Here is a 9,015-nt window from a genome sequence, read left to right as displayed (position 1 = left end):
CAGGGCGCGTAGATAAAGGGGCTCGGCCTTGGAGTAGGCGCCTTGGTAGTGATACAGACCAGCCAGGTTGTTGAGGCTGCTGGCCGTCAGCGGGTGATGAGGACCCAGGGCTTTCTCTATGATCGCCTGGGAACGGAGATAAAGGGGCTCGACCTTGGAGTAGGCTCCTTGGTGGTAGTACAGCCCAGCCAGGTTGTTGAGGCTGGTGGCGGTATCAGGGTGATCAGGACCCAGGGCTTTCTCTCTGATCGCCTGGGAACGGAGATAAAGGGGCTCGGCCTTGGCGTAGGCACCTTGGTTCCTGTAAAGCTCCGCGAGGTTGTTGAGGCTGGTGGCGGTATCGGGGTGATCAGGACCCAGGGCTTTCTCTCTGATCGCCAGGGCGCGGAGAAGGAGGGGCTCGGCCTTGGCGTAAGCACCCTGCTTTCTGTAAAGCTCCGCCAGGTAGATTAGGCTGGTGGCAGTATCGGGGTGGTCAGGACCCAAGGCTTTCTCTACTATGTTAAGAATTCTTCCCCACAGCGGAATCGCCGAGGCATAGTCACCTCGTGATATCAATGCATTGGCCTCATCGACCAGCCTTCTAAACTCATTCTCAGCTGAACTTGATCCCTGATTTCCGACGTCGTTTCGCGTTACCGGCGCTGCTTGCGGTTGGGTGTATCCACACGGAGCCCAGCCGATCGTAGCCGCCATGAGAATCTGGCCAAAAGTGGCCACCCGCCTACCGATTTCCCGTCGTTTCTGTAGACGATGGACATTGGGCATGGGCTAGCGGCTGCTCCTGTTGATTGACAACGGCCTGACTACCGTAGGCGGCAGTCTCAGCACTTTGCCGCAGTCTTGATGGCTCAGGAGTACAGCGAGCTACGCACTCTGGGAGCCGCCCCTAAGCAGGGGTTCCACATTGAGAGTCGGCAGTTGGTAGGTGCCTCTGAGGCCTTGGAGAGTCTTGGATTGGCGCAGGAGCCCCCCTCCGCCCCCGTGGATCGCCAGCTCCTCCAGAGCAGCACGCAAGCCGCCGACCAGGGCTCCCTGCTCTGCCTGCGCTGCCGAGTCAGCCACCCCATGGAGGCCAAGCTGCGGGCGCTGCATCGGCAGTTCGCCGCGGCCTACGGCCTGGACCTGATCAGCCTGGCCAGCTACGTGCTGGACGACGACGGCAGGCCGCTGCCCTACGCCGATTCAGCCGAGAGCCCAGGCGGCTTTGTGCCGTTCGGCCTGGAGGTGGTGCGCACCTACGACACCGCCAAGGGTTGTGGGCTCCCCCACTGGGCCCGCCAGAAACTCCAGGCCCACAACGGCCTCAAAGCCCACCTACGTGAGCAGGGGCTTCTGCTGATTGGCGACTGGGCCCTGCTCGCCGATGCCAGCCCCACCCGCATCCGCCAGGCTTGGGAGGCCTTCGGGAGGGGGGAGCTCATGGCCGATCAGGCGGTGGCGCTGCACCGGAGCTATCTGCCGCTTTACCGCCAGGCCAAGGAGGACCACCGCAGCCGCAAGGGGCGGCAAGGCGGTTGGCTGCCCGATGGGGCCTTCTTCCAGCAGGTGGATCCCAGCCGGCCAGCAGCCGACACCTATGCGGCACTCAAGGCAATGGCCGATGCGGTGCGACTGCTCAAGACCGACGCCTGGCAGCGGTCCGTTTCCTTCGATCAGGACGACACCCCGGAGCCCAGCGACCCGCGCAGCCTGGAAGGCGACCTGGAGGAGGAGGCATCAGATGGCGATCCAGTGGAGTTGCGAACGTCGATCGCGGCGGCGCTGCAGCGGGCCATGGACAAGCTCCTGCCCCAGCTGGTCTCTCCCCAGTCCAAGGACAGCGAGCTGCTGCGCTGTCTCTGGGCCGGCTACGCAGGCGGACTGGGCCAGCGGCCCCTGGCCGAGCGCTGCGGCTGCTCCCAGGGGCAGGTGAGCAAGAAACTCAAGCTGCAGCAGCATGCCACCACCATCGCCACAGCAGCAGCACTCGAACTGCAACGCCAGCCTGCCTTCTCGGCGGTGGCAGGCTCGGTGGAGGGAGCCGAGCGGTTGGTGGACGCCTTGCGGAATCACCTGCTGGAGCCAGAACGAGAGGGGGATGTGCCCCCTCTGCGTCGGTGGCTCAGCTCCCATCTCCGCCAGCCATGACCACGCCTCCCCCGATCGAGCCCCTGGAGGCCATGCCCCTCCCAGACGGGGCAGTACTGCTGAGCGAATCAGCGGGTGCCACCGCCTCTGGTGACTGGCGGCGGCACTCGAGGCAGCTGGTGCTGGCGGCCCTGCGACAGGCGATGGCGGAGCGGCAGTTGAACCTGCCACTGGGGCCCGAGTTGGAGGCTGATGATCCTGGGCGGCTGCTGGCACTCAACCGGTTCGCCCTGCAGCTTGCGGTCACGGGCATCAACAGTGATCAGGTGGAGGTGGATGCAGGCTTCTGGCAATTAGCGGTAACGGCCCCGCAACTGCTGGTCGCCGCCTGCGTCGATGAGGACAACGCCGTCGTCCACTTTCCTGGCGTGCTGACCGGCGAGGAGTTCATCGCCGCGGCCAGATCCGCTCCGGAGCTGGAGGGCACGATCCCGCTGGATCTGGATCGCTTCCGGGGCGGCATCGACCGACTCTTCTCCCTGGTGCAACTGCTCGACCCCGCTGCCTTGCCCCGTCTGGCCCTGATGCCGCCATCGGCGGTGCTCAAGCCGGCGGTGGCGGTGATCGATTGGCTGAGCGTTCTCCTGGCGGATACCCTCTCCGGACTGGGCGGCACCCTGCAGCCGGCCACGGCCTACGCATTCCGCTCGGGAGTCACCGCCGCAGAAGACGCACTGACGGTGCTGTCGATCCCGCTGGGGCTTGGTGCCGGCGGTGCCCTGGTCTACGGCGAAGCGGTTGCCGACTGCATCGAGCGCTTCCAGCTCCAGCTCATCCCCAGTGGCACCACCAACCCGGAGCGGTTGCGGTTGCGGCTGATCGGCGCCATGGCGGGCGATCTGCTCCCCGATGGCCTCACCCTCACGGCCGTGCAGGGCAGCCATCAGCAAACGATCACGTCTCAACTGAGCACGAGCCTGGAGCTGGAGCTGCAGGGGGCCCAGGACCTGATCGAGGTGTCGCTCAACGCCCCGGGTGGAGAGCCGCTGCAGCTGCCGCCGTTGCGGTTGCCGGCTTGATGAACGGCATCGACCTGCAGCTGCAGAGCAACGGCAGCCGCGATCAGCTCCTGGCTTTTCTGGTGTCGCCAGCCGGACAGGAGGCTTTCCCGGTGACGGTCCCGCCCCAACTGCTGGAGCTGCAGAACGCCTGGGTCAGGCGCTTCCTGGCCCATCACGATCCAGCCAGCCCGGCGATTCCGAGCGATGTGGTGCGCGACTGGGGCCTGAGGCTCACCGCCGCCATGGCCCACTGGCTGGCACAGCCTGCCTGGCATCAGTTGCAGGTGGCCCTGGAGCAGCAGCCAAGGCTGCCACTGCGGATTCGCTGCCAGGGGGACACCGCTGTCATCGAGCGCCTGCCCTGGGAAGCCCTGCCCCTGGATCGCCCGATCTGGCGGCAGGGCCAGTCGGCGGCCCCTTCCCCGGGGCGACCCATGCGGGCACACCGGCCCCGGGTGCTGCTGCTGGTGGGCCTGGAAGACGGCCTCGACCTGACGACCGAGATCAACCAGCTCAGCGCCCTGAAGGCCCAGGGCCGCATCGAGCTGGAGGTGTTGCGTGGCCCGGGCTCTTCGTTGGGCGACTTGCGGCATGCACTGCTGAGCCGATCCGGCTGGGATGCCCTGGTCTTTCTGGGCCACTCCGAACCCGACGCCGAGGGTGGTGGACGCCTGCAGCTGGGTGATGGCGGCTGGCTGGCGGCCAGCGCCTTGGGCCAGGAATTGCAGGTGGCGGCCAGCCACGGCCTACAGCTGGTGTTATTGAGCAGCTGCAGCGGCATCGATCTGGCCCGCAGCTGCAATGCGGCAGGCATCCCCTGGGCCCTCTGCTTCCGGGAGCTGGTGCCCACTCAGGCCGCTGCGATGGCGTTCTGTGAACTGCTGGCCGCCATGGAGCGTGGTTCTGGCCTGCACGGGGCTCTCACGCATGTGCGCCGGCACCTGGAGCACGACGGCCCCGCTGGCAGCCACCTGCTGCTCAGTGCCTATGGCAATGGTCAGACCGACGACATCCACCTGCCGCTGCGCAAGCGCCGCCAGCTCTTGCGCCGCCTGGCCACCAGCCAGCGCAGCCAGGCGATCGCAGCCGGCCTCGCCCTGCTGCTGGCGGCGGTGGGGGAGATCGAGCCGAGCAACCCGGTGAGCAGCTTCCTGCTGGATCGCCGGCTGTACATGCAGCGTCTCTGGCGGGGCGTGATCCAGCAGCCGGGCCCCAGTGGGTTGCCTTTACCGGTGCTGTTGCTGGAGCAGAGCCGCGCCGATGGGGCCCTGGCGGTTCAGGCCACACCGGGGCGTGTGTCGCGGGCGGCCCTGGCCAGGGTGCTGGAGCTCAGCCCTCCGGTCCAGGTGCCCAAGTTGGGGCTCGATGTGGTGCTGGATGAGCCTGCCCCCCACACGGCGGAACTGGCGGCGGTGATCCGCCAGCAGGCGCGCCCCCTGGTGTTCGCGGGCTACCTGGGGCCATCAGCCAATCTGGCCGGCGCGGGTCTCCGCTCCCGCCCTGTGGCGGAACTGGAGCAGGCAGGGCTGCAGGCCAGGGATCTGGCAGTGGGCACCGTGGCCGGCAGCGGACCTCTCAAGGCGGTGCCGCTGCAGCTGCGGCACGCCATCAGCGCCGAGAACTTCGCGGGTGCACTCTCGTCCGCCGTGGCGCCGCTCCTGCCTGCGGAGAGCGTGATCGATTGGTCGATCGACTGGACCCCCCTGATTCACCGGGTGGAGGCGCAGGATCTCCCTGCGTTGCGCTCGCCCGCCCTGCTGGTGGGCAGCGACGGCCGCATCGACCGGGATCAGGCCGATCTGTTCGCCGCCCCCGGCGCCGTGCGTGACGCCCTGCCCCGCTGGGGTGGCTCCAGCGGCGAGGTGCCCGGTGCGCTCGTCCAGGCGGTGCTGGCCCAGAGCCTGTCCATGGGCCACTGGCTGCGCCCCTGGTCGCTGGCCGCCTGCACGGCCCTGGCCGCAGGGCTGGGGGTGCTGATCGCCGCAGCCCAGGCCAACCGCGGGCGGCGGCTGGTGCTGGTGGGATCGATCATCCTGGTGGCCGTTCCCCTGGCTTTGCACGTGGCCGTCTTTGAGCTGCAGCTCTTGCCGTTGCTGCTGCCCCTGGCGGCGCTGGGCAGCACCGCCCTGGTGCGCCGTGGCTGAGATGAAGCTGCCGCTGCTGCTCCGCTGGTTCACCGCCGTGGCCGTGCTCGGCTCCGCTGCGCTCGCCCCATCCGCCTGGGGGCAGGCCCAGCACCAGGGGCGGCCCGTGTTCATGTCGCCGCTGCAGCGGCCAGCACCAGCGCCTCAGAAGACAGCACTGCAGCGAATCCGCGAGCTGATGGGACTGAACCCGCCGATCGCGGTGGGGGGCAGCAGAAGCGGCAACGCCGTGGAGGTCTGCGTGATCAGCCCCCGCCTGGCGATGACCCCCAGCGGCGAAGCGATCGCCACGGTGGCCATGGGCCGACCCACCCTTCTGGCGGTGGGCCCCCTCAATGAAGTGCAGATCGAGCGCGCCGGCAAGGTCGTCTGGCAACGGCGGGCTTCCTCCACCGAGGCGATCGAGGGGCCGATCACCTGGCCCCTTGATCCGCTGCAACCCGGCGAGACCGTTGATGTGAAGCTGCGGCCACGGGGGACGCCCGGCGCTGACTTCGCGGTGATCCAACTTGCCGGAGCAGCGGCGGTGGAGATGAACCGGGCTGATGCGCTGCTGCAGGGGCTGGGAGCAGATCCGGCTCTGTGGCAGCAAGCGATTGAGCAGCAGCTGGATCAAGGGCACGTGGCCCTGGCCTGGGAATTGTTGTTTGAACGGCGCTCGCCTATTTCGCCTTCCCTGGATGAATTGAGGCGGATGGTGTATCAGCGGGGGTGTGGGTCCTAGCTGCGTGCTGCGTTCAGCCAAGTTGGCCATGCGAGCTGGAATCCAGCCTCACGTTGGGACAAACCTGACCCAGGCCCTTGTGGGCGAAGAATTCACTGCCACCCATCCGGATTGGCACAGATCAGTGGTGAGCTGCGAAAAGTGTTGGAGGGACTGCAGCCGCGCTCCTGATCAACGATGAAGGCGAAGTCGTCAGCCCACAGACTGGGGCGATGCTCCTGAGCCACCGTCTGCTTCTTGCTCTGTTGCTGGTGGTGTCGATGGCCCCGGCTGGCTTGGCCGGTCCCGATGTTCGCGCCACGGTGCTCTCGATCGGCGATGGCGACACGATTCGGGTGCTGCAAGGAGAGCAATGGATCACGGTGCGACTGGCCTGCATTGATGCCCCCGAGATGGCCCAGGCCCCCGATGGCGCCAACGCCCGCAGCTACCTGCAGAGCCGGCTGCGGCTGGGCTCCAGCGTGACCCTCAGGCCCCAGACGGTGGACCGCTATGGCCGTACGGTCGCCGAGGTGATCGGAGAGATCAATCTCGGCCTGGCGATGGTGGAGGACGGCATGGCGTTTGCCTACAAGCAGCAGCTGACTCACTGCGACGCCAGAGAGTATCTGGATGCCGAGCTGAGGGCCTCCCGCAGCGCCTACGGAGTGTGGCTGGTGCCGGGCGGCATCACCCGCCTGTTGGACTTCCGCCGCGGCAGATCGGCGGGGTGCCAGTCAAGACCAGGTGATGGTTGACAGCGAAGGAATGCACTGGGGAAGAGCTCTCAGCAGTGGCCCCTGCTAAGCAGGAGGTCTTCTCACACGCCCCTGCCATGAAAAGGATCCATGAACTCGCTTTCCTGGTCATCTCTGGTGTGGCCTTCTCCCTGGCCGCCGGCAGTGTCTGTCTGGCTCGGCCGAACCCCGGGGGGATCGGCGGCCCGGCATCCGGTGCGGGTGTGGCTCCCGGGGCAGGGTTCGGTGCGGCAGGGCCTGGCCTCGATCGAGAACCAGGGGTAGGAGTTGGCGGAGTTGGCGGCCCTGCCTCCGGCGCAGGGGTCTTGCCTGGCGCCGGTGTGGGCGAACCTGGCCTCGGAGTGGAATCACGGCCCATGGAAAATCCTGGCGGTGTCGGTGGGCCTGCCTCCGGAGCCGGGGTTCGCCCTGGAATGGGCTTTGGGGCACCAGGCGCGGGGATGTACCGGCGTTGATGGTATCGGGCGTAGAGATTTGGACCGCAATGGTGACAGAAAAGCCTGCGAAAGCCTCCGATGAAGGGACGGTCAGCCGCACCTTCTTGCCATGGCAGCCATCAGCCTGGGCGTAAGATTTTGCACATCAACGCTTTACACCCATGGCACTCACCGGATCTGACCTGCTCGCCAAGGTCAAGGAGCTGGGAGATTCCTCCAAGTCTGATCTGGTGCGCGCTGCCGGTTATGTGAGCAGCAAGAAGGACGGCAGTGAACGCCTGAACTTCACCGCCTTCTACGAGGCCCTGCTGGAAGCCAAGGGTGTCAGACTGGGGAATGGAGTAGGCAAGAGCAAAGGGCCTGGTGGCAGATCTCTGAGCTACGTGGCAACGGTGCAGGGCAACGGCAACTTGCTGGTCGGCATGGCCTACACCGGTTTGCTTGGCCTCAACCCGGGCGATGAGTTCGAGATCAAGCTGGGCAAGAAGCAGATCCGGTTGATTCCTGTTGGTGCCAGTGACGAGGAGGAGTGATCGACGCACCTGAATCCAGGGAGCAGGCCTGAGTCTTCGGTGGCCGACACCTTCATCAGCCATCCGGAGTACGGCATCGTTCGCTTCCTGCGCACCAATCCTGCGCACCAGCTGCTCTCGGCACAACCAGATCTCAAGCGACTCTCAGCGATCCGCTGCCATGTGGAGCTGATGCAGTACTCCGAGCCTGTGGGCGGTTGCTGCAGCATGGTGTGCCCCTGACCACGGCCCGTCGATGCTCGAACCCGAGCCGATTCGCTCCATCAACCCGGACACCTTGGATGGTGGGGCTCTCTACAGGCTCTGCACCAGCCTGGTGGTGCCTCGGCCGATTGCCTGGGTGAGCACGATCAGCAGCGAGGGGCAAGCCAACCTGGCACCTTTCAGCTTCTTTAATGCCGTGAGTGATCAGCCGGTGGTGCTGATGGTCTCGATCGGTGCACGGCGCGATCGGGAGAAGGACACCCTGCGGAACATCCGACAGACCCGCTGCTTGGCGGTGCATGTGGTGAATGACCGGGTCGTCGAGCAGATGAACATCACAGCCACCGACTACCCGCCTGGCACCAATGAATTCGAAGCCGCCGGCCTGACGGCTGTGCCAGGCAGCCGCATCGAGGCCCCACGCGTGCGGGATGCCGCCGCTTGCCTGGAATGTGAACTGCTTGAGCTGATCCCCGTCCCTGGCACGACGTTCACCATGGCACTGGGCCAAGTGGTGATGGTGCATGTTCAGGAGCGTTGCCTAGGCCCTTCGGGGGCCGCCTCTGCGGAAGCCCTTCGCCCCGTGGGCAAATTGGCCTTGAACGACTACACGCGCCTGGGGGAGGTGTTCGAGCTGCTGCGCCCCAGGCTGCTGGGTTGAAGGCAGCATGGAAGGCTGGTCAAAAACTGAGCGACGCGATTGTCGGCGAACACCAGATGGCTGCGGGGCCGCCGCTCTTTGGTCAACGGAAAGGCTCGCAGGAGACCAGGAAGCCGCTGACGTGGTCGGACCATTGGGCCAGCGCCAGCAGCTCCCGGGGCTCCCGGGCAAAGCCCTTCTGGGAGATGGCGGTGAGCTCGGCCAGATTGTCGTGGGTGACCAGCGGCTTGCTGCGCTTGGCGGCTTCGCAGGCGTCTGTGAACTCCTGCCCCTGCTCGGCCAGGCACTGGGCGTAGGCCTCCTCGAAGGGCACCCCCTGCTCCTGCAGCCGCACGAAGGCATCGAGTTCAGGCGGGAGGTGGTCCAGCCATAGGGGAAGGCTCCTGACCGGCCCGATGGTGACCTCACCGGTCTCGGTGTGCATCAGCACCACGGTGGCCTCCA

General features: G+C 66.5%; 10 protein-coding genes. 8 read left to right on the top strand and 2 right to left on the bottom strand.

Going from position 1 to position 9,015, the window contains the following annotated elements; translation table 11 throughout:
• Nucleotides 1–768 (bottom strand): tetratricopeptide repeat-containing protein (locus tag KBY78_RS13045; RefSeq protein ID WP_255143939.1); only part of this gene is annotated, 768 nt, incomplete at its 3' end.
• A gap of 216 nt (nt 769–984) precedes the next feature.
• Here KBY78_RS13045 and KBY78_RS13040 point away from each other — a divergent pair.
• The 8 genes from KBY78_RS13040 to KBY78_RS13000 all read left to right on the top strand — a co-directional run bounded on the left by KBY78_RS13040 (nt 985) and on the right by KBY78_RS13000 (nt 8,571).
• Entirely contained in the window at nt 985–2,130 is a 1,146-nt protein-coding gene (locus tag KBY78_RS13040; RefSeq protein WP_255143938.1) for a hypothetical protein, read from the top strand.
• On the top strand, nt 2,127–3,149 hold the full coding sequence (locus tag KBY78_RS13035) for a hypothetical protein (protein WP_255143937.1): 1,023 nt from the start codon (nt 2,127–2,129) through the stop codon (nt 3,147–3,149). The genes KBY78_RS13040 and KBY78_RS13035 overlap by 4 nt, the downstream gene beginning before the upstream one ends.
• Nucleotides 3,149–5,275, top strand: a complete 2,127-nt coding sequence (locus tag KBY78_RS13030) for a CHAT domain-containing protein (protein WP_255143936.1) — start codon at nt 3,149–3,151, stop codon at nt 5,273–5,275. Before KBY78_RS13035 ends, KBY78_RS13030 begins: the two co-directional genes overlap by 1 nt.
• 1 nt (nt 5,276) lies before the next feature.
• Complete coding sequence (locus tag KBY78_RS13025) at nt 5,277–5,999, top strand: hypothetical protein (RefSeq protein ID WP_255143935.1); 723 nt, start codon at nt 5,277–5,279, stop codon at nt 5,997–5,999.
• Between the two features lie 212 nt (nt 6,000–6,211).
• Nucleotides 6,212–6,736, top strand: a complete 525-nt coding sequence (locus tag KBY78_RS13020) for a thermonuclease family protein (RefSeq protein WP_255143934.1) — start codon at nt 6,212–6,214, stop codon at nt 6,734–6,736.
• A gap of 598 nt (nt 6,737–7,334) precedes the next feature.
• Nucleotides 7,335–7,706: an AbrB family transcriptional regulator gene (locus tag KBY78_RS13010; protein ID WP_255143933.1), complete on the top strand. Its 372-nt coding sequence runs from the start codon at nt 7,335–7,337 to the stop codon at nt 7,704–7,706.
• A 39-nt stretch (nt 7,707–7,745) separates the two neighbouring features.
• A complete protein-coding gene (locus KBY78_RS13005; protein WP_255143932.1) occupies nt 7,746–7,928 on the top strand; it encodes a hypothetical protein in 183 nt (60 codons plus the stop codon).
• 13 nt (nt 7,929–7,941) lie between these two features.
• A complete protein-coding gene (locus KBY78_RS13000; protein ID WP_255143931.1) occupies nt 7,942–8,571 on the top strand; it encodes a flavin reductase family protein in 630 nt (209 codons plus the stop codon).
• A gap of 82 nt (nt 8,572–8,653) precedes the next feature.
• Here KBY78_RS13000 and KBY78_RS12995 read toward each other — a convergent pair.
• A partial coding sequence (locus KBY78_RS12995; RefSeq protein ID WP_255143930.1) for a hypothetical protein occupies nt 8,654–9,015 on the bottom strand: 362 nt, incomplete at its 5' end.

This window comes from Synechococcus sp. EJ6-Ellesmere (assembly GCF_024345875.1).
GTDB classification, from domain to species: Bacteria; Cyanobacteriota; Cyanobacteriia; order PCC-6307; family Cyanobiaceae; genus Regnicoccus_A; species Regnicoccus_A antarcticus.
Note: the sequence above shows the minus strand (reverse complement) of the source record. Positions and strands in the feature narration are given on the sequence as shown.

Coding starts and splice junctions, on each gene's coding strand:
- KBY78_RS13035 (WP_255143937.1), top strand. CDS start 2,127: ATGACCACGCCTCCCCCGATCGAGCCCCTGGAGGCCATGCCCCTCCCA.
- KBY78_RS13030 (WP_255143936.1), top strand. CDS start 3,149: ATGAACGGCATCGACCTGCAGCTGCAGAGCAACGGCAGCCGCGATCAG.
- KBY78_RS13025 (WP_255143935.1), top strand. CDS start 5,277: ATGAAGCTGCCGCTGCTGCTCCGCTGGTTCACCGCCGTGGCCGTGCTC.
- KBY78_RS13020 (WP_255143934.1), top strand. CDS start 6,212: ATGCTCCTGAGCCACCGTCTGCTTCTTGCTCTGTTGCTGGTGGTGTCG.
- KBY78_RS13010 (WP_255143933.1), top strand. CDS start 7,335: ATGGCACTCACCGGATCTGACCTGCTCGCCAAGGTCAAGGAGCTGGGA.
- KBY78_RS13000 (WP_255143931.1), top strand. CDS start 7,942: ATGCTCGAACCCGAGCCGATTCGCTCCATCAACCCGGACACCTTGGAT.